General features: G+C 69.4%; 17 protein-coding genes and 1 tRNA gene. 7 read left to right on the plus strand and 11 right to left on the minus strand.

Going from position 1 to position 18,592, the window contains the following annotated elements; all coding sequences use genetic code 11:
* Positions 1-35: 35 nt before the first annotated feature.
* On the plus strand, positions 36-2,588 hold the full coding sequence (gene hrpB / locus MNR00_RS14270) for an ATP-dependent helicase HrpB (RefSeq protein WP_241928861.1): 2,553 nt from the start codon (positions 36-38) through the stop codon (positions 2,586-2,588).
* On the opposite strand, the gene MNR00_RS14275 is transcribed toward hrpB, so the two are convergent.
* From MNR00_RS14275 to dgoD, 8 genes are all read right to left on the minus strand, one after another.
* Positions 2,563-3,297 carry an ABC transporter permease gene (locus MNR00_RS14275; protein WP_241926579.1) on the minus strand — a complete coding sequence of 245 codons (735 nt, stop codon included), beginning with the start codon at positions 3,295-3,297 and terminating at the stop codon, positions 2,563-2,565. The two genes, hrpB and MNR00_RS14275, sit on opposite strands and share 26 nt — an antisense overlap.
* Positions 3,294-4,100 (minus strand): ABC transporter ATP-binding protein, encoded by an 807-nt coding sequence (locus tag MNR00_RS14280; RefSeq protein ID WP_241926580.1) that lies wholly within the window; start codon positions 4,098-4,100, stop codon positions 3,294-3,296. Before MNR00_RS14280 ends, MNR00_RS14275 begins: the two co-directional genes overlap by 4 nt.
* 50 nt (positions 4,101-4,150) lie before the next feature.
* Positions 4,151-5,644 (minus strand): L-serine ammonia-lyase, iron-sulfur-dependent, subunit alpha, encoded by a 1,494-nt coding sequence (locus tag MNR00_RS14285; protein ID WP_241926581.1) that lies wholly within the window; start codon positions 5,642-5,644, stop codon positions 4,151-4,153.
* Positions 5,645-5,758: 114 nt separating this feature from the next.
* Positions 5,759-5,831: transfer RNA gene (locus MNR00_RS14290), tRNA-Arg, on the minus strand.
* 68 nt (positions 5,832-5,899) lie between these two features.
* Positions 5,900-6,544 (minus strand): asparagine synthase, encoded by a 645-nt coding sequence (locus MNR00_RS14295; RefSeq protein WP_241926582.1) that lies wholly within the window; start codon positions 6,542-6,544, stop codon positions 5,900-5,902.
* A 30-nt stretch (positions 6,545-6,574) separates the two neighbouring features.
* Positions 6,575-7,222 (minus strand): GntR family transcriptional regulator, encoded by a 648-nt coding sequence (locus tag MNR00_RS14300; protein ID WP_241926583.1) that lies wholly within the window; start codon positions 7,220-7,222, stop codon positions 6,575-6,577.
* A gap of 47 nt (positions 7,223-7,269) precedes the next feature.
* Positions 7,270-7,914: a bifunctional 4-hydroxy-2-oxoglutarate aldolase/2-dehydro-3-deoxy-phosphogluconate aldolase gene (locus MNR00_RS14305; RefSeq protein WP_241926584.1), complete on the minus strand. Its 645-nt coding sequence runs from the start codon at positions 7,912-7,914 to the stop codon at positions 7,270-7,272.
* Positions 7,908-9,047 (minus strand): galactonate dehydratase, encoded by a 1,140-nt coding sequence (gene dgoD, locus MNR00_RS14310; protein WP_241926585.1) that lies wholly within the window; start codon positions 9,045-9,047, stop codon positions 7,908-7,910. Before dgoD ends, MNR00_RS14305 begins: the two co-directional genes overlap by 7 nt.
* Positions 9,048-9,132: 85 nt before the next feature.
* Between dgoD and MNR00_RS14315 the strand changes: the two genes are divergently transcribed.
* A complete protein-coding gene (locus tag MNR00_RS14315; RefSeq protein ID WP_241926586.1) occupies positions 9,133-9,921 on the plus strand; it encodes an SDR family oxidoreductase in 789 nt (262 codons plus the stop codon).
* Positions 9,918-10,595 (plus strand): FCD domain-containing protein, encoded by a 678-nt coding sequence (locus tag MNR00_RS14320; protein ID WP_241926587.1) that lies wholly within the window; start codon positions 9,918-9,920, stop codon positions 10,593-10,595. Before MNR00_RS14315 ends, MNR00_RS14320 begins: the two co-directional genes overlap by 4 nt.
* Positions 10,596-10,607: 12 nt before the next feature.
* Here the strand turns inward: MNR00_RS14320 and MNR00_RS14325 are convergent, their stop codons facing one another.
* Positions 10,608-11,678 carry a LacI family DNA-binding transcriptional regulator gene (locus tag MNR00_RS14325; RefSeq protein ID WP_347271914.1) on the minus strand — a complete coding sequence of 357 codons (1,071 nt, stop codon included), beginning with the start codon at positions 11,676-11,678 and terminating at the stop codon, positions 10,608-10,610.
* Between the two features lie 98 nt (positions 11,679-11,776).
* Here MNR00_RS14325 and MNR00_RS14330 point away from each other — a divergent pair, with 98 nt between their 5' ends.
* From MNR00_RS14330 to MNR00_RS14345, 4 genes are all read left to right on the plus strand, one after another.
* Positions 11,777-12,691: a sugar ABC transporter permease gene (locus tag MNR00_RS14330; RefSeq protein WP_241926588.1), complete on the plus strand. Its 915-nt coding sequence runs from the start codon at positions 11,777-11,779 to the stop codon at positions 12,689-12,691.
* A gap of 109 nt (positions 12,692-12,800) precedes the next feature.
* On the plus strand, positions 12,801-13,610 hold the full coding sequence (locus MNR00_RS14335; protein WP_241928863.1) for a carbohydrate ABC transporter permease: 810 nt from the start codon (positions 12,801-12,803) through the stop codon (positions 13,608-13,610).
* A gap of 54 nt (positions 13,611-13,664) precedes the next feature.
* Positions 13,665-15,029 (plus strand): sugar ABC transporter substrate-binding protein, encoded by a 1,365-nt coding sequence (locus tag MNR00_RS14340; RefSeq protein ID WP_241926589.1) that lies wholly within the window; start codon positions 13,665-13,667, stop codon positions 15,027-15,029.
* Positions 15,030-15,095: 66 nt separating this feature from the next.
* A complete protein-coding gene (locus MNR00_RS14345; protein WP_241926590.1) occupies positions 15,096-16,814 on the plus strand; it encodes a beta-galactosidase family protein in 1,719 nt (572 codons plus the stop codon).
* A gap of 22 nt (positions 16,815-16,836) precedes the next feature.
* Here the strand turns inward: MNR00_RS14345 and MNR00_RS14350 are convergent, their stop codons facing one another.
* Complete coding sequence (locus MNR00_RS14350; protein ID WP_241926591.1) at positions 16,837-17,901, minus strand: DUF916 domain-containing protein; 1,065 nt, start codon at positions 17,899-17,901, stop codon at positions 16,837-16,839.
* A gap of 13 nt (positions 17,902-17,914) precedes the next feature.
* The gene (locus MNR00_RS14355; RefSeq protein ID WP_241926592.1) at positions 17,915-18,550 is read right to left on the minus strand and encodes a hypothetical protein; all 636 of its coding nucleotides are present in this window, start codon (positions 18,548-18,550) and stop codon (positions 17,915-17,917) included.
* Positions 18,551-18,592 lie beyond the last annotated feature (42 nt).

Genomic DNA, 18,592 nt, shown 5'->3' on the forward strand with positions numbered 1-18,592 from the left:
GCGGCTCCGTCTTTACGCGGCAGACTGGACCCGTGATGACTGCAGCCTTCGACCTGGCGCGGATCGGCGACGGCCTGTCGTTCGCCGCGGCACTCGCCGACGTCACCGCGGCCCTCGACACCTCGACCTCGGTCGTCATCAGCGCCCCACCCGGCACGGGCAAGACGACCCTGGTGCCGCCACTGCTGGCATCCCGCTCCCCCGGCCGCGTCATCGTCACCCAGCCGCGCCGCGTCGCCGCCCGAGCGGCCGCCCGCCGACTCGCACAGCTCGACGGCACGCCGCTCGGCGGCCGCGTCGGCTTCACCGTCCGCGGCGAGCGCAAGGTCAGCCCCGCAACGCAAGTCGAGTTCGTCACCGCCGGAGTCCTGCTGCGTCGGATGCTGGACGACCCCGACCTCGAAGGCATCGACGCCGTCATCATCGATGAGGTCCACGAACGTGCCCTCGAGACCGACCTGCTGATCGGGCTGCTCGGCGAGGTCCGCGAACTGCGCGAGGATCTCACGCTGATCGCCATGTCGGCCACCCTCGACGCCGACCGCATCGCCGCCGTACTCGGCACCGACAGCACTCCCGCACCGGTCGTGGAGCACACCGTCCCCGCCTTCCCGCTCACCGAGCGCTGGGCACCGAGTGCGTCGCCGCGCCTTGACGAGCGCGGCGTCACCTGGGACTTCCTCGACCATGTCGCGCGCACCACAGCATCCGCCGCCCGCGTCCTGACCGACCCCGCCGCCGACGTCCTCGTGTTCGCCCCCGGTGCGCGCGAGGTGGCCGAGATCGCCCGGCGCCTTCCTCAGCCCGAGTTCGACGTGCGCGAGCTGCACGGCCAGATGCCCGCCGCGGCGCAGGATGCCGTGATCCGTGGCCGAAAGCCCGACGAGCCGCGCCGCATCATCGTCACCACCTCGCTCGCCGAGTCGTCTCTGACCGTCCCTGGCGTGCGGCTGGTCGTCGACAGCTGCCTGGCCCGGTACCCGCAGCGCGACGCCGCGCGCGGCATGACCGGCCTGGTCACCTCCGGGGCATCCCGCTCCTCGGCGATCCAGCGGGCAGGTCGCGCCACGAGGCAGGGTCCAGGCACCGTGATCCGCTGCATCGACGAGCGCACGTACGCCGCAGCGCCCGCACGCCCCGCCCCCGAGATCGCGACGGCCGACCTCGCCGATGCAGCCCTGCTGCTCGCCTGCTGGGGCGCCCCGGGCGGCACAGGACTGCGGCTGATCGACCCGCTGCCCGCCGACAGCCTGCGAGATGCGCTCGCCGTGCTGCGCGGTCTCGGCGCGATCGACGACGACGGCCGCGCCACCAGCGACGGCCGCGCCCTCGCCCGCATCCCCACCGACCCACGCCTGGCCCGCGCACTGCGCGAAGGAAGCGCGCTGGTCGGCGCACGCCTCGCCGCCGAAGTCGTCGCCCTGCTCAGCGGCGACAGCCGCCTTCCCGATGTCGACATCGCCGCCGCCATCGTCACGCTCCGCAACGGACGCGGACCCGAGACGCGACGCTGGTCGCAGGATGTCGATCGGATGCTGCGCTTCACCACACCCGGAGACCGGAAGGGCTCATCGGATGACGCGGGGCTCGTCATCGCCCTCGCCTTCCCCGAGCGGATCGCCCGCCGCGTCGACCGCACCGCAGACGGGGCGACGTTCCTGCTGGCATCCGGCACCCGCGCCGGGGTGCGCGGGTCGCTCGCGGGCGCCGACTGGCTCGCCGTCGCCGACGTCACGCGCGCGTCCGGCCGCGCGGCGGCGGGTTCTGGCGCCATCATCCGCGCCGCTGCCGTCATCACCGAGCAGCAGGTCGAGAGGGCGGCCGATCACCTGATCACAGATCGGGTCGAGGCGGAGTTCACCGGCGGGCGGCTCACCGCCCGGCGCGAGCGCAGGGTGGGGGCGATCGTGCGCTCCTCTGTGCCGGTGCGGGCGACGGCTGAAGAGGGCCGGGATGCTGTCCGTCGAGCTGTGCAGACGCAGGGGCTCGGTCTGTTCCGCTGGTCGGATGCTGCCGACGATCTCCGGCGCCGACTCGCACTCCTGCACCGCGAACTCGGGTCCCCGTGGCCCGATGTCTCCGACGATGGGCTGCTCGACGCGCTCGAGACCTGGCTCGGGCCTGAGCTCGACTCCCTGGCGAAGGGGACGTCGGCCGCGAAGGTCGATCTCGCACCGGCGCTGCGCCGCCTGCTGCCGTGGCCGGCCGCCACCGGCTTCGACACGCTCGCCCCCGAGCGGCTCGAAGTGCCAAGCGGCTCGCGCGTTCGCCTCACCTATCCGCCCCTCGACGAACCGGACGCCCGTCCCGTCGTCGCGGTGAAACTGCAGGAGTGCTTCGGCTGGGCCGAGACCCCGCGTCTGGTGGACGGCCGCGTGCCGGTGCTGTTCCATCTGCTGTCGCCGGCGGGCAGGCCGCTGGCGGTCACCGACGACCTCGCATCGTTCTGGTCGGGCCCGTACGCGCAGGTGCGCGCCGAGATGCGCGGCCGATACCCGAAGCATCCGTGGCCGGAGGACCCGTGGGCGGCGGCCCCCACCCGCCACACGAAAGCCAGGGCTGCTAGGCAGTCCGACGCCGGAGGGTGAACGGCGCCAGCACCAGGAACGCGACGGTGAACGCCGCCACGATCAGCAGCGGTCCGGCCACGTCCCAGCCCTCGTCACCGGCTGCGACGGCGCCTGTCGCGTCGATCGCATGGCTGAGCGGCAGCCAGTCCGAGATGGCGTAAAGCACGTCGGGCATCTGATCGCGCGGCATGAACAGCCCGCCGAGGATGATCTGCGGAAACACCAGGATCGGCATGAACTGCACCGCCTGGAACTCGGTCTGCGCGAACGCGCTGGCGAGCAGCCCGAGTGAGGTGCCGAGCACAGCATCCAACACCGCGACCGAGCCGAGCTGCCACAACGGCCCCTCCACGTCGAGCCCGCAGACGTACACCGCGAACAGCACGGTGACGACGGCCTGCAGCACCGCCATGGCTCCGAACGCGAGCGCGTAGCCGACGATGAAGTCACCCTTGCCGAGCGGCGTCGTCATCAGTCGCTCCAGAGTGCCGGAACGGCGCTCGCGCAGCGTGGTGATCGAGGTGATCAGGAACATCACGATGAACGGGAACAGGGCGAGGATCGCCCCGCCGAATGTGTCGAAGACGCCGTCCTGATCGGCGAACAGCCACGCGAACAGTCCCACCAGCAGGCTGGGGGCCACGAGCATCAGCGCGATCGACCGTGGGTCGTGCCGCAGCTGCTGCAGCACGCGCCCGGCTGTGGCGAACGTGCGGCGGAGGTTCATCGCTCCGCCTCCCGCCGCGAGCGCCGCGTCTCCGGCTGGGGTTGATTGCCTGCAGCACCCGCCGCACCCGCAGACCCCGCGTCCGTGTCCCGCTCGATCAGCGCCAGGAACGCCGCCTCGGCATCCGACTCCCCTGTCGTCTCGAGCAGCTGCTGCGGCGTCGTGTCGGCGATGATCCGCCCTTCACGCATCAGCAGCAGCCGGTCACAGCGCAGCGCCTCGTCCATCACGTGGCTGGAGACGAGCATGGTGGTGCCGGCATCGGCGATCCGACGGAACAGCCCCCACAACTCGGCCCGCAGCACCGGATCGAGACCGACGGTCGGCTCGTCGAGCACCACCAGTTCAGGCGCACCCAACAGTGCGATGCCCAGCGAGACCCGGTTCAGCTGCCCGCCGCTGAGGGCGCCCACCGACTGCGATGCCTGGTCGGCGAGCCCGACCTCGCCGAGCACCCGGTCGACGTCGGCGCGCGATGCGCCAAGCACAGACGCGAAGTAGCGCAGGTTCTCACGCACGGTCAGGTCGGGGTACACCGCTGCCCCCTGCGTGCCGTAGGCGACGCGGTGACGCAGGGCGGGCGACCCCGCGGGTTCGCCGAGCACCTGTACCGTGCCGCCCTGTGTGCGCTGCACGCCGACGATCGAGCGCATCAGGGTCGTCTTGCCGCAGCCGGAAGGACCGAGCAGCCCGATCACCTGGCCGTGCGGGATCCGAAGCGACAGCCCATCGAACACCGCATGCTTTCCCCGACGGACGTGCAGCCCGTCGATGATCACTGCGTCGCGCGCGTCATCCCCCACGCTGAGAACTATCCGCCTCTCAGCCCGATGGCGTCAAGAGTTCAGAGTGGTCAGCACTCGATGACGTTCACGGCGAGACCGCCCTCGCTGGTCTCCTTGTACTTCGTCGACATGTCGAGGCCCGTCTGGCGCATCGTCTCGACGACGGCATCCAGCGAGACGTAGTGCGTCCCGTCGCCGCGCAAGGCGAGCCGGGTCGCCGTGACGGCGGTGGACGCGGCGATCGCGTTGCGCTCGATGCACGGGATCTGCACCAGCCCGCCGATCGGGTCGCAGGTCAGGCCGAGGTGATGCTCCATGGCGATCTCGGCGGCGTTCTCGATCTGCCGCACCGTGCCGCCCATCACGGCGGTGAGACCGCCGGCGGCCATCGCGCACGCCGAGCCGACCTCGGCCTGGCAGCCGCCCTCGGCACCCGAGATCGACGCGTTCGCCTTGAACAGCGAGCCCAGCGCGGTGGCCGTCAGCAGGAAGCGTCGGATGCCACGGCGCCGGTTCGCCTCGGCGACGTCGTCTTCGGGCTCCGCATCGAACGGCGCCTCACCGCCGGGCGAGTGGAACCCGAGCAGCGCGCTGCCGACCAGCTCGCCGTGCGGGGTGACGGCATTGCCGATGCCGAGGCCGGAGTCCGCCAGGAAACGCCACCAGTACATCGCGACCGCCGGCAGGATGCCGGCCGCCCCATTGGTCGGCGCGGTGACGACCCGGCCGCCTGCGGCGTTCTCCTCGTTGACGGCCAGCGCGAAGGCTCCGAGCCACTCCCCTGGCAGCTCGCGGTGGCCATCGGCCTCTGAGGCCTCCAGCTGCACGCGGATGTCACCGGCGCGACGCTTGACCTTGAGGATGCCCGGCAGCGTGCCGTCGGCGTGCAGCCCCGCATCGACGCACGAAGACATCGCGTCCCAGATCGCGTCCAACCCGGCCGCGACCTCCTCTTCACTGCGGAGTGCCGTCTCGTTGGCTCTGGCGATCTCGGCGATCGTCATGCCGTTCTCATCGCACAGTGCCATCAGCTCTTCGGCGTCGCGGAACGGGAACGGCTGCTCAGCCGTGGTGACGCGCGCCTCCTCGCCGTCGCGGCGGATAAAACCGCCGCCCACGGAGTAGTACGTCTCCTCGAGCACGGCAGCACCGGCCGCGTCGAGCGCATGCAGGGTCATCGCATTCGGATGCCCTGGCAGTCGGGTGCGCGGAACGAACGCGACGTCGTCCTTGGCGAAGGCGATCGCGTGCTCGCCCGCCAGCATCAGCTCGCGTCCCTCTGGCCACTGGGTCCACAGCGCGCGCACGTCGTCGGGTTCGCAGGTCTCGGGCTGAAGGCCCTGCAGTCCTGCGAGCACGGCATCCGGTGTGCCGTGGCCGAGGCCGGTGGCGCCGAGCGAGCCGAACAGCTCGCAGGTCACCCGCGTGACGCGGTCGAGAAGACCCTCGGCGCGCAGCCGGGCGGCGAAGTCGACGCCGGCCCGCATCGGCCCCACTGTATGGGAGCTCGAGGGCCCTACGCCGATGGAGAACAGGTCGAAAGCCGAGACGTACGCAGTCACCCCTCCAGCCTACGTCTCGTACACGGGACCGGCCCGACAAGCACAGGAACGCAGCCGAAAACAAAACCCCCGTCGCTTTCGCGACGGGGGTTTCAATACTGTCTCAACACAGTGTGCGCCTCGAGGGACTCGAACCCCCAACCTTCTGATCCGTAGTCAGATGCTCTATCCATTGAGCTAGAGGCGCAAACCCGCTCAGCGGGCCAAGGAACAGCCTACAACACGATCTGGCGAGAAGTGAAATCGCCGCCGGGCTCAGCTGTTGACGGTCCGCGCGTCGCGTCGCGCACTGCGCTCAGCACGCGCCGACACCTTCGACGTGTCCTTCTCAGCGACCTTCTCGGCCGCCTTCTCACGCTTGCGCCGAGACCGCTGCTCGGACGACAGAGCCTGCAGATCGACGAGCTTGAGCGCCTGCATCCGCGCTTCGCGCATGGTGTCGTAATCGGGGTCCTGATCCGGGCGCATGCCCTCGACCCGCAGTCGCCGATCGAGATTGCTGCGCACATCACCCCAGGCCGCCGCACGGGCATCCTCCACCAGCGCGCGGAGCGCCTCTGGATCATCGGCCATCTTGCGCAGCCGCTCGGCGACACCGAGGGACTGCTTGGTGCGACGACGCAGGTTGCGCACGTCGCGGTCGCGGTAGTCGTGCGTGCCGTGCGGGTCGGAGTGCCGCCCCCGCGCGCGCTTGCGCAGCTTGGTGAGCAACTCAGCCGCCTCTTCGGACTCCTGCGCCATGGCGAGCAGCGCGTTGTGTGCCTGGGCCACGTAGTGGTCGAGGTCGAAGGTCCCGCCGCGCGCGATCGTGCCGACCAGGATCTGGTTCTTCACGGTCAGCCGAGCGGCCGCCGTGGCGATGGCTACGCCCTCGGCGATGGCATCCGCTGTTCGTCCCACGAGTACCTCCCGAGTCGAGCGTACCGGCAGTCACCGACGCGGGTGCAGCCTCTCTTCGGCGGCGGCGCGCCCTTCGGCGAGATGAGCGGGGATGAGCGCGCGGATCGCGTCGACATCATGCCGGCGCATGGCGTCGAGGATGGTGCGGTGCGCGCCGGCCATGTGTCCGAGGTCCACGTGCTGGCCGAACAGCCAGCGCAGTCGGGTGACCAGCGAGGCGGCGAGCTCCATCAGCATGGCGTTGCCCGAGAGGTGCACGGCCGTGATGTGGAAGTCGGAGGACGCCTCGTGCGCAGCATCCACGTCGCCCACGGCCGCCGCCTCCTCCTCACGTTCGACGAGCGACTCCATCTGGGCGATGCCGGCGGCATCGATGCGCGCGGTCGCCAAGGCGAACGCGAGTGTCTCGATCGCCTCGCGCACCTCCGCGAAGTCCTTCAGATCCTCGTGAGAGAACTCGCGCACCACCGCCCAGGTGCGTGGACGTGCCACGACGATGCCTTCGGCGACGAGTGCGCGGATCGCCTCTCGCACCGGCAGCCTCGACACCTGCAGCTCTGCGGCGATGTCGCGCTCGACCAGTTTCGATCCAGGCAGACGGCGACCCAGCATGATGTCATCGCGCAGGGCTGTGGCCACGCGCTCCGACTCCAGGGCAGTCCTCCGTTCGATCACCATGTTCGGATTCAATCATCCCGAACAGGGGTCAGGCCACATTCGTGACCTCAGCGTTGCGAATGGCGATGCACCGCGGCGAGCGCGGCGGACGCGCGGGCGCGCAGCGCCACGAGGTCCCCCGTGGCCACCGCATCACCCAGAAGGGGCGACCCCATCCCCAGCCCGAAGGCGCCGGCATCGAGGTAGGCGGGGATGTCTTCGATGCGCACACCACCGGTCGGGATCAGCATGATGTCGTCCAGCGGGGCGAGCACCTCGCGTACGTAGCGGGGACCGCCGAGTGAGGATGCCGGGAACACCTTCACCGCGGTCGCTCCGGCGCTCCACGCCGTCTCGATCTCGGTGGGCGTCATGGCCCCCGGGTACCAGCGCAGACCCGCATCGGCGGCCGCAGCGCCGACCTCGAGAGAGAGCGTGGGCGTGACGATGAAGGCCGCGCCGGCATCCGCCGCCATGCGCACGTGCTCGACCGTGCGCACTGTGCCCATCCCGACATCGGCTCCCCCCTCGGCGGCCAGTCGCGCGATCGCCGAGGCCGCACCCGGGGTGTTCGAGGTCACCTCGATCGCGCCGATCCCAGCATCCACCAGCGTCTCGCAGGCCGCCTGCAGATGGCGCCCCTCGCGGTCGCGCACGATCGCGACGATGCGCCCTTCGGACAGTCCTGCACCTGGATTCAGTCTCGTCACCATTCCGCCAGACTCCCGTCCTCGTGTCGCCAGACGGGCGATCGCCACTCGACGTTGCCGTCGGCGGCGCGCACGGCCGCCTCATCGATCTCGATGCCCAGCCCTGGCCGGGTGGGCCGCTCGAACCAGCCGTCGCGCACGGTGAGTGGCTCTGGATCGACGAGGTAGTCGAGCAGGTCGGGGCCCTGGTTGTAGTGGATGCCGAGGCTCGACTCCTGCAGCACCGCGTTCGGGCTTGCGAAGTCGACCTGCAGCGATGACGCCAGTCCGATCGGTCCGAGCGGCGAGTGCGGGGCGAGCCCGACACCGTAGGTCTCGGCGAACGCCGCGATGCGACGGGTCTCGGAGATGCCGCCGGCGTGTGAGACGTCGGGCTGGGCGAGCGCGATACCCGCTTCGAGCGCAGTGCGGAAGTCCCAGCGCGAGAACATCCGCTCACCGGTGGCGATCGGCACCGACGTCCCGGCGCAGATGTCGCGCAGGGCGGTCGGGTACTCGGACAGCACCGGCTCCTCGACGAACAGCGGCGGTGCGTCCTCGATGGCGTGCAGGGCGGCGCGCGCCACGGCGGCCGTCCAGCGGCCGTGCGCGTCGATGGCGACGTCGCCGCCGCGCATCGCCTCGCGTGCCGAGTGCAGTCGCTCGACCACACCGCCGATCTCGGATGCTGATTCGAGATGGCGCATCTTGCCAGAGGCGTTCATCTTCACGGCCGTGTAGCCCTGTTCAGCTCGCGCTGCGGCGTGCTCGGCGATCTCGCTCGGGTCGTCGCCGCCGATCCAGACGTAGGCGCGGATGCGGTCGCGCACGGCCCCGCCGAGCAGGTCGTGCACCGGCACGCCGAGCGCCTTGCCGCGGATGTCCCACAGCGCCTGGTCGATGCCGGCGATCGCGGAGGATCGCTCGGGGCCGCCACGGTAGAAGCCGCTGCGCGTCATCGTCTGCCAGAGGTCTTCGATGCGGGTGGCGTCGGCGCCGATGACCAGTTCGGAGAGTGCGCTGACGGCGGCGGCGACCACGTCGGCGCTGCCCTCGACGATCGGCTCACCCCAGCCGACGATTCCGTCGTCGGTCTCCATGCGCAGAAACTGCCAACGTGGGGCGACGGTGAACGTCTCGATTCGTGCGATGCGCATGGGACCTCCGCGTCGGGGATGGGTCGCTTCCGTTGCGTCCCAGAAAGTAATATTATCGTACGCAACTCTTCGAGAGGAAGCACAGATGTCGCATCAGCCCACCACCACCCACCCGCAGGCACTCGCCGACGAGGTCGTCCTCGTCACGGGTGGCGCACAGGGCATCGGCGCCGCCATCGTGGAGGAGGCGGCGCGGCAGGGCGCCGCGGTTTCGTTCTGCGATGTCGACGCCGACGTCGCGCAGCGATCCGTCGACGAGTGGGCCGCGCAGGGGCTCAGCGTGCACCACTCGGTGGCAGACGTCACCTCACCCGAGGCGGTGGATGCCTGGGTCGCCTCCGCCACCAAGACCCTCGGCACGCCGACCGCCCTGGTGAACAACGCCGGCCGCAACGCCTACCTCGACGCCGTCGCGATGAGCGTGCAGGACTGGGACACGTTCTTCGACCTCGACCTCAAGGCCGCGTGGCTCTGCTCTCGCGCCGTGCTGCCAGGCATGTTCGACGCCGGCCGCGGGTCGATCGTCTCGATCTCCAGCATCCACGCGCGGTTGACGATGGCCGGCATGTTCCCCTATGCGGCGGCGAAGGCGGGGCTGCTCGGCCTCACCCGCTCGCTCGCCCTCGAGGTCGCACCCCGCGGCGTGCGCGTGAACGCCGTCTCGCCGGGCATGGTCTGGACCCCGCTCGCCGAACACCACTACGGCGAGCGACCGGAAGAGCTCGCAGCGACCCTCGCCGTGCAGCCGATGGGGCGCCCCGCCCGACCTCAGGAGGTCGCCACCGTGGTCTGCTTCCTGCTCTCACCAGCCGCCTCGTTCGTCAGCGGCGCGGAATGGCCGGTCGACGGCGCCTACAGCGCACGACTGTCATGACCACCCGGCGCCGCGGCCTGCATGGCGCGATGGTCGACGACCTCGGGCGCCGCATCGTGCATGGCGAGCTTGCTGCGGGGTCGGCGCTGCCGCTGGATGCCCTCGGCACCGAGTACGAGGTGTCGCGCACCGTCGTGCGTGAGACCATGCGCGTGCTCGAGGCGAAGGGCCTCGTGACCGCACGGCAGAACGTGGGAACGCGCGTGCAGGACGCCTCGGCCTGGCAGGGTCTCGACGTCGATGTGATCCGCTGGCGCCTGCGCGGGCCGGGCGGCGACGACGCGCGCCGCGAACTGCTCGAGCTGCGATCGGCCGTCGAGCCGGTCGTCGCCGGGCTTGCCGCGCAGCGGGCATCGGATGCTGCCCTCCAGGCGCTGACGAGCACCGCCGTCCGACTGGAGGATGCACTCGCGGCAGGCGATGTCGATGCCTTCGTCGCGGCCGATGTCGAATTCCACGCCGCACTGTTCGCGGCGGCGGGCAACAGCATGCTCGACGACCTCGCCTCGCTGGTCGCAGAGGCACTCGGCGATCGCAGGACCGCGGCGCAGGCGCAGGGGATCTCGCCGGCCGCGATCGCCGCACATCGCCGACTGGCGGATGCTGTGGCCGCGGGCGATCAGGTTGCCGCGACCACGGCGATGAGCGACATCCTCAGCAGCCAGGACGACTGAGCCCTGCCAGGGTCAGCGTGCCGGCGCCGCCGTGCTCGCGCGCACGATGAGCTCGTTGGGGATGAGCTCGGTGCCGCGGGCATCCTCCCCGTCGAGCTCTGCGAGCAGCGCGTCGACGGCCTTCCGTCCGACCTCAGAGAAGTGCTGGCGCACGGTGGTGAGCGGCGGCCACAGGTAGCCCGCGTCCGAGATGTCGTCGAACCCGACGACGCTCACCTGAGCCGGCACCTGGATGCCTGCCTCGTGCAGGGCTCTGAGCAGGCCGATCGCCATCTCGTCGTTGCCGGCGAAGACGGCCGACAGCGTGGGGTCCTCGCGCAGCACGAGTCCGGCCTCGTACCCCGACCGCGGCGACCAGTCGCCGACCAGCGGCTCTGGCACCGTGCGACCGCGTTCCTCGAGCAGACCCTGCCACGCCTCGCGCCGCTTTCCGGCGGCATACGACTCCGGCGGGCCGGCGATGTGGTGCACGGTCTCGTGGCCGAGGTCGAGCAGATGCTCGACGGCGGCGCGCGCCCCCTGCACCTGGTCCGCGTCGACGAAGGGATGGTCGTAGCGCTGATTCGAGTCGATGACGACGACCGGCAGCCCGGTCGGGATCTCGAGCTCGGAGCCGTCCAGCTCGTGCGCCTCGATCAGGATGATGATGCCGTCGACAGCATGCTCCTCCAGGCGGGTGAAAGCGCCGCCCACGCTGGAGCGGTCGGCGTCCCCGACCGGGATCAGGGTCAGCGAGTAGCCGGCCTCTGCGGCGCGTTCGGCGATGGCATCCAGCGTGCGGTGGTTTCCGTACGGCGAGATGCTGAACATGATCACGCCGAGCGTGCGGAACCGGCCGGAACGCAAGGCCCTGGCCGCACTGTTGGGCCGGTACCCGAGGCGGACCATGGCGGCGGTGACCTTCTCGCGCGTCGCCGCGCCGACGTAGCCTCTGCGGTTGACCACGCGCGACACCGTCTGTCCGGAGACACCCGCCTCACGCGCGACATCCTCCATCGACGGATCGCGTCGCCGCGAGTGCACTGCGGTGTCGGAAGCCGCATCGGCAGTGGCGGTGGCATCGACGTTGGTGTCCACGTTCATCGGCCTTCTTTCTGTTGACGTTGACACACTACCGCGGAATCGTTTATGTTGACGTTGACACATTCCAGATCAACGGATCGATCGTGAAGGAACGGGCAATGACGACCACGACGCACGCAGCGAGACAACTTGCTGCTCCCCGCCGAGACCGGCGCGATTGGCGCGGCTGGGGATTCGTCGCGCCGTTCATGATCGTCTTCACGCTGGTGTTCCTCGCCCCGCTCGCCTATGCGCTGTACCTCAGCCTCTTCCGCGACCAGCTCGTCGGCGGCACCACGTTCGTCGGTCTCGAGAACTACGCCGCCGCGCTCGCCGACCCGCAGTTCTGGTCAGCGTTCGGACGCGTGCTGCTCTTCCTGGTCATCCAGGTGCCGATCATGCTCGCCCTCGCCCTCGGCGCCGCCCTCGCGATCGACAGCGGCCGCCTGCGCGGCGCGCCGTTCTTCCGCATCCTCGTCTTCCTCCCCTACGCCGTCCCCGCCGTCGTCGCGGTGCTGATGTGGGGATACATCTACGGCGACCAGTTCGGCCTCACCGCGAACATCAACGAGGCGCTCGGCTTCGAGATGCTCACCCCGTTCGCCAAGGAGTGGATGCTGGTCTCGATCGGCAACATCGTCACCTGGGAGTTCGTCGGCTACAACATGCTGATCTTCTACTCGGCGCTGAAGACGATCCCCGGCGAACTGTACGAGGCCGCGGCGATCGACGGCGCCGGCCAGTGGCGCATCCTGTCGGCCATCAAGATCCCCGCCGTGCGCGGCGCCCTCGTGATCGCGACGATCTTCTCGATCATCGGCAGCTTCCAGCTGTTCAACGAGCCCAACATCCTGCGTCCGCTGGCACCCAATGTGATCACGACGTTCTTCACCCCGAACATGTACGCCTACAACCTCTCGTTCGCCGGCCAGCAGTTCAACTACGCGGCCACGGTCGCCATCATCATGGGCGTGATCACCGCGATCATCGCCTACGTCGTGCAGTTGCGCGGCTCGCGAGAGGAAGTGCGCTGAGATGACGACGACAGCCACCCGCACGTCGATTCCCGTGCAGAAGAAGCGCAGCGTCCAGCCACCGCCACGCACCCGCCGCCCGCAGCGGTCGACGACCCTGCTGATCGTCATGATCGTGTACGGCCTGTACACGCTGGTGCCGCTGGTATGGCTGCTGTTCGCCTCCACCAAGACGCAGGCCGGGCTGTTCAGCTCGTTCGGGCTGTGGTTCTCGGACGACTTCGCGTTCTTCGACAACCTGATCCAGACCCTCACCTACCGCGACGGCATCTTCGTGCGCTGGCTCGGCAACACGCTGCTCTACGTGGTCGTCGGCGCCGGCGGTGCGACCCTGCTGGCCACCCTCGCCGGCTACGGCCTCGCGAAGTACCGCTTTCCCGGTCGCCGCGCGGTGTTCGCCATCGTGCTCGGCGCGGTCGCCGTGCCGGGAACGGCACTCGCCGTGCCGACGTTCCTGCTGTTCAGCGAACTGGGATTGACCAACACCCCATGGGCCGTGATCATCCCCTCGCTCATCAGCCCCTTCGGGCTCTACCTGATCTGGGTGTTCGCCGCCGACGCCGTGCCCACCGAGCTGCTCGAGGCCGCGCGCATCGACGGTGCCGGAGAGTTCCGCACCTTCTTCACGATCTCGCTGCGGCTGCTCGCACCAGGAATCGTCACGGTGGTGCTGTTCACCGTCGTCGCGACCTGGAACAACTACTTCCTGCCGCTGATCATGCTCACCGATCCCGACTGGTACCCGCTCACCGTCGGCTTGAACCAGTGGAGCGCGCAGGCCATCGGCGCAGGCTCGCAGCCGATCTACAACCTCGTGATCATGGGGTCGCTCCTCACGATCATCCCCATCGTCGTCGCCTTCCTGATGCTGCAGCGGTTCTGGCAGTCCGGCCTCGCGGCCGGAAGCGTCAAGCAGTAGTCGACACCCTCCCGTCGCCTGCCCTGGCGACACCAACCGAAAGAAGACACAGCAATGACGCACATCACATTCCGTGCCCGGCGCCTCACCGCCGTGCTCGCGATCGGCACCGTCGCCGCTCTCGGCCTCGCAGCCTGCAGCGGAGCGGCCGACGGCAGCGACGCCGACAAGCCCGGTTCGTCCACCGAGGGGTCGCTCGACTCGATCAAGGCCGCACTCGACAAGGGTGGCGAGCTCACCTACTGGTCGTGGACGCCGCAGGCCGAGGCGCAGGTCGCCGCGTTCGAGAAGGCCTACCCGAAGGTCAAGGTGAACCTCGTCAACGCGGGCACCGGCAACGACCAGTACACCAAGCTGCAGAACGCGATCAAGGCGGGCTCCGGTGCCCCCGATGTCGTGCAGATCGAGTACTACGCCTTCCCGCAGTTCACGCTCACCGAGTCGCTCGCCGATCTGTCGGACTACGGCTTCGCCGACCTCGAGGACGACTACACCGCATCCACCTGGGGCTCTGTCACGGTGGACGACGCCATCTACGGACTGCCACAGGACTCGGGTCCCATGGCGCTGTTCTACAACAAGAGCGTGTTCGACTCCGCCGGCGTCGAGGTGCCGACCACGTGGGACGAGTACTACGAGGCCGCCAAGGCCATCCACGCCGCTGACCCCAGCGCCTACATCACCAACGACATCGGAGACGCGGGCTTCACCACCTCGATGATCTGGCAGGCGGGCGGCCAGCCGTTCCAGGCCAAGGGCACCGATGTCACCATCGACCTGCAGGATGCCGGCAGCAAGAAGTGGACCGAGAACTGGAACCGTCTGGTCGGCGAGGGCCTCGTGGCCCCGTACGGCAGCTGGAGCGACGAGTGGTTCCAGGGCCTTGGCAGCGGCAAGCTCGCGACGCTGGTGATCGGCGCGTGGATGCCCGCGAACCTCGAGTCCGGTGCTCCTGACGCTTCCGGCGACTGGCGCGTCGCGCCGATGCCGTCGTACGACGGACAGCCGGCGAGCGCCGAGAACGGCGGCGGAGGCCAGGCAGTGACCGCGCAGAGCGAGAACCCCGAGCTGGCAGCCGGCTTCCTGTGGTGGCTGAACAACAGCAAGGAGAGCGTGGATCTCTTCCTGTCGCAGGGTGGCTTCCCGTCGACCACCGCGAACCTCACCGATGAGGAGTTCCTCAGCGCCGCACCGGAGTACTTCGGCGGCCAGGAGATCAACCGCGTGCTCGCCGACGCTGCCACCGCCGTCGTGCCCGACTGGCAGTACCTGCCCTTCCAGGTGTACGCCAACAGCATCTTCGGCGACACCGTCGGACAGGCGTACCAGAGCAAGGGCGACCTCAATGCCGGTCTGCAGTCCTGGCAGGACGCCCTCGTGAAGTACGGCGAGGAGCAGGGCTTCGCCGTCAACGGCTGACCTGACGATTCGCGGGGAGGGCGGCCGCCCGGTCGCCCTCCCCTTCTCATGCTTGGAGCACCTGCGATGACCACCACTTTCGCGATCGGCGAGTCCGACTTCCTGCGCGACGGCGCACCGCACCGCATCCTGGCGGGTGCCCTGCACTACTTCCGCGTGCATCCGGACCAGTGGGCCGACCGCATCCACAAGGCGCGCCTGATGGGGCTGAACACCATCGAGACGTACGTCGCCTGGAATGCGCACGAGCCGCGTCGCGGCGAGTGGGATGCCACCGGCGCGAACGATCTCGGCCGCTTCCTCGACCTCATCGCGGCCGAGGGGATGGACGCCATCGTGCGCCCCGGTCCCTACATCTGCGCCGAGTGGCACAACGGCGGACTTCCGGTGTGGCTGACCGGGATGGGACTGCCACTGCGGTCATCGGATGCCACCTATCTCACCGAGGTGACCGCGTACCTCGAGCGCGTGTACGAGATCGTCGCCCCGCGGCAGATCGATCGCGGCGGTCCTGTCGTGCTCGTGCAGATCGAGAACGAGTACGGCGCGTACGGCGCCGACGAGCAGTACCTGCGTGAGCTCGTGCGCCTCACGCGTGTCGCCGGCATCACCGTGCCGCTCACGACGGTCGATCAGCCGGTGGATCGGATGCTGGCAGACGGCAGCCTCGACGAACTGCACCGCACCGGCTCGTTCGGCTCGCGCGTGCCGGAGCGTCTCGCCACGCTGCGCAGGCACCAGAAGACCGGCCCGCTGATGTGCTCGGAGTTCTGGGACGGGTGGTTCGACTGGTGGGGTGGAGTGCACCACACCACCGACGCCGGCGTCGCAGCATCCGATCTCGACGACCTGCTCTCGGCGGGCGCCTCGGTGAACTTCTACATGTTCCACGGCGGCACCAACTTCGGCACGACCAACGGCGCGAATCACAAGGGCCGTTACCTGCCACTCACGACGTCGTACGACTACGACGCTCCCCTCGACGAAGCCGGCAACCCGACCGCCAAGTTCCACGCGTTCCGTGAGGTCATCGCGAAGTACGCGCCCGTCCCGCCGCTGGAATCGCTCGAAGCCCAGGTCCCCCCGGTGCTCGAGGTGCCCGTCAGCGCCACCGGTGGATGGGCGGATGTCGACGGCGACTCGCGCTCGCACCCCGCGCCGCCCACCTTCGACGCACTCGGAACGCTGTCCCCCCTGGTGCGCTATGAGACGGATCTGGCTGGTCGCGGTGGCCTGTTGGTCTTCGGCGAGGTCCGCGACCTGGCCTGGGTGCAGGTCGACGGTGTCTCCGTCGGGCGCCTGGCCCGCACCTTCGGCGAGCGCTCGCTCGTGATCCCCGCAGGCAAGCGGCTCACGGTTCTCGTCGAAGACCAGGGCAGGGTCAACTACGGCCACCTGCTCGGCGAGGAGAAGGGTCTGATCGGTGCGGCGACACTCGATGGCGCCGAGCTCATCGGCTGGTTCGCCACGGCGATCCCCGTCGAGGCCGACGCTGCCGTGACTCCGGTGCGTCCAGCGGCTCCGACGGCGTTCCGCGGGGAATTCCACCTCGACGCCGCGTCGGATCTCGTGCTCGACACGAGCAGCTGGGGCAAGGGCTTCGCGTTCGTGAACGGCTTCGCGCTCGGGCGATACTGGCGCAATGGCCCGACCAGCACCATGTACGTGCCGGGACCCGTGACGCGCGCGGGCGCGAACACCGTGACGATGCTGGAGATCGAGCACCCGATCGAGCCGGTCGTCACCTTCGTCGCCTCCGCGGAGCTCGGCTTCGTCGAAGAGTAGTCCTCTGAACGTCAGCGGGTCTTCACGTCGCCGGCTCCGTCAGCGCATCGCGGCGCCCGGCCTCTCGTGCATCATCGATCATGCGCTCGAGCGCTCGACGTCGGCGACTGCGCCCGGCCAGAGCACCGAACACGATCAGCCCCAGCGCGAGCAGCGCGATCAGCTGTGACAGCGGCAGCGCCCAGACCGTGAACTGCTGTTCGACGGTGTCGATCGGCGTCGAGGAGCCGTCGGGGGCGATCATGGCGGCATCCAATCGCAGGTTCGCATCGATCGCGCCGAGGGGCCAGGACTCGTAGGCCTCGAACTTCACTGTCCGCAGATCACCGGGCAGCAGCTCCAGCAGCTGACCGTCGACCGTCCCCTGCGGCCTGATCCGCTCACCACCGGCGATCTCGATGACGGGGTCCACCGTGAGTCGCACGTTGCCGGTGTTCTCCACCGTGACGCTCATCCGCACGGTCCCCGGCGTGAACGGATTCCATGCGACGCTGTAGTCGCCGTCGGCAGCGACGGCGACGCCGTGCACGACCTCACCGGCGACCCTGGTCATCACCCGGAACCCGACACGGCTGTTGACGCCGAGTTGGGCGCCGTCACCGTTCGAGAGCGTCGTGATCGACGCGGCGACGCCGGCGGCATGATCACCTGGCGTCGCATCAGACGGCACGGTCACGGTGAAGGGCACCACCGCACTGCCGTGCGATGGGACCGTCACGCTCTCGTCGATGTCGACCCAGGTGCCCGCGCCGACGGAGGTCTCGTCGGCCGCGAGTATGTTGAAGCGTCCCGTATCGGTGAAGTAGCCGTCTGCCGCCGTCAGGTCGAACGTCACCTGCTGCTCACTGTGATTTCGCACGACCAGATGGTCGGTCGCGGTGGCGCCCGGGTCTAGCTTCAGTTCGACCCAGGCGCGCCCGTCGGCACCGACGTCGTCGGCGGGTGCGACCGACCACGTCACAGGCGGGGCCGCGGCATCGTCTCCGGTGTCACCGGTGCTCGCGACGGCAGCACTCGCGAGCACCGGGACCAGGATGATGGCAGCGGCGACGCCGAACCCGGAGACGGCTGTTACCAGGCGGCGCATCTGCCGATGCCTCCTACTCGAACAGGGACAGCGTGAGCGTCGCCGAGTAGGCGCCGGCGGCGACGTCGGCAGGCGTTCGCAGGAACAGCTCGGCATCCGCCGTCCACTGCCCCTCCGTCAGAACCTCACCCGAGTCGAACGCCATCGCCAACAGCTCCTGGTCGACGAGCCCGAACGGCAGCGCGGACTCGGGGTCGTCGGAGTCCATCACCGTGTCGACGACGTCGCCCTCTGAGACCAGCCCTGAGGCGCCGCCGTCGATCAGGTTCGGCGCCCAGCCCAGATGACCGGCGTCGATCACAGGCTGTCCGGCATCACCCGCGAAATCGCTCGATGTGCCGAGGACGTACCAGTAGGCGCCGTCCGCGATCTCACCGGGCGATCGCGTGTCCGTGACGGTCACCGTGGGCAGAGTGCCGGTGAACTGTCGCTCCGTGGCCGTCGACCCGTTCTCGGTCAGGGTCATCGAGTCGGCCGCGACCGTCATGGCCAGTACGCCCGGCTCGCCGTTGTCGGCGATCTCGACATTCACACTGACGTCATCGTTGCCATGGCCCTCCTCGGCGACTGCGGCGCTGGCGACGCCGGCCAAGAGGAGGGCTCCTGCGCCCACCGCACCCAGGCGGGCGGTGAATCGGGTGTTCAACATGATCTTGCTCCTTGCATCGGTCTTGCGTGTTGTTCGGGTATC

The organism is Microbacterium sp. H1-D42 (assembly GCF_022637555.1).
GTDB lineage: Bacteria > Actinomycetota > Actinomycetes > Actinomycetales > Microbacteriaceae > Microbacterium.

Excerpts from the sequence above, each read along its gene's own strand:
- hrpB (WP_241928861.1), top strand. The coding sequence starts at position 36 with ATGACTGCAGCCTTCGACCTGGCGCGGATCGGCGACGGCCTGTCGTTC.
- MNR00_RS14275 (WP_241926579.1), bottom strand. The coding sequence starts at position 3,297 with ATGAACCTCCGCCGCACGTTCGCCACAGCCGGGCGCGTGCTGCAGCAG.
- MNR00_RS14300 (WP_241926583.1), bottom strand. The coding sequence starts at position 7,222 with ATGGTGATCGAACGGAGGACTGCCCTGGAGTCGGAGCGCGTGGCCACA.
- MNR00_RS14305 (WP_241926584.1), bottom strand. The coding sequence starts at position 7,914 with ATGGTGACGAGACTGAATCCAGGTGCAGGACTGTCCGAAGGGCGCATC.
- dgoD (WP_241926585.1), bottom strand. The coding sequence starts at position 9,047 with ATGCGCATCGCACGAATCGAGACGTTCACCGTCGCCCCACGTTGGCAG.
- MNR00_RS14315 (WP_241926586.1), top strand. The coding sequence starts at position 9,133 with ATGTCGCATCAGCCCACCACCACCCACCCGCAGGCACTCGCCGACGAG.
- MNR00_RS14320 (WP_241926587.1), top strand. The coding sequence starts at position 9,918 with ATGACCACCCGGCGCCGCGGCCTGCATGGCGCGATGGTCGACGACCTC.
- MNR00_RS14325 (WP_347271914.1), bottom strand. The coding sequence starts at position 11,678 with ATGAACGTGGACACCAACGTCGATGCCACCGCCACTGCCGATGCGGCT.
- MNR00_RS14330 (WP_241926588.1), top strand. The coding sequence starts at position 11,777 with ATGACGACCACGACGCACGCAGCGAGACAACTTGCTGCTCCCCGCCGA.
- MNR00_RS14335 (WP_241928863.1), top strand. The coding sequence starts at position 12,801 with ATGATCGTGTACGGCCTGTACACGCTGGTGCCGCTGGTATGGCTGCTG.
- MNR00_RS14340 (WP_241926589.1), top strand. The coding sequence starts at position 13,665 with ATGACGCACATCACATTCCGTGCCCGGCGCCTCACCGCCGTGCTCGCG.
- MNR00_RS14345 (WP_241926590.1), top strand. The coding sequence starts at position 15,096 with ATGACCACCACTTTCGCGATCGGCGAGTCCGACTTCCTGCGCGACGGC.
- MNR00_RS14350 (WP_241926591.1), bottom strand. The coding sequence starts at position 17,901 with ATGCGCCGCCTGGTAACAGCCGTCTCCGGGTTCGGCGTCGCCGCTGCC.
- MNR00_RS14355 (WP_241926592.1), bottom strand. The coding sequence starts at position 18,550 with ATGTTGAACACCCGATTCACCGCCCGCCTGGGTGCGGTGGGCGCAGGA.